The following is a 419-nucleotide window of genomic DNA, read 5'->3' on the forward strand; positions in this document are numbered from 1 at the left end:
TGTCGATCACCGATTCGGCGTTGGTGGCCGCGGCGACGTTGGCCGACCGCTACATCAACGACCGCTACCTGCCGGACAAGGCCATCGACCTCATCGACGAGGCCGGCGCCCGCATGCGCATCCGCCGCATGACCGCTCCGCCGGACCTCCGGGAGTTCGACGAGAAGATCGCCGAAGCGCGGCGGGAGAAGGAATCCGCCATCGACGCGCAGGACTTCGAACGCGCTGCCCGCTTGCGGGACGAGGAGAAGCAGCTCCTCGCCCAGAAGGAAGAGCGGGAGAAGCAGTGGAAGGCCGGCGATCTGGACGTCGTGGCGGAGGTCGATGACGAGCAGATCGCTGAGGTGTTGGCGAACTGGACCGGGATCCCGGTGTTCAAGCTCACCGAGGAGGAGACGAGATCGGAAGAGCACACGTCT

General features: G+C 65.9%; 1 protein-coding gene. It reads left to right on the forward strand.

Annotated features, from left to right (window positions below; translation table 11 throughout):
- A partial coding sequence (locus SREC43747_RS22420; RefSeq protein WP_037332837.1) for a UvrB/UvrC motif-containing protein occupies positions 1-419 on the forward strand: 419 nt, incomplete at both ends.

The organism is Saccharopolyspora rectivirgula DSM 43747 (genome assembly GCF_000497205.1).
In the GTDB taxonomy this organism is placed as follows: domain Bacteria; phylum Actinomycetota; class Actinomycetes; order Mycobacteriales; family Pseudonocardiaceae; genus Saccharopolyspora; species Saccharopolyspora rectivirgula.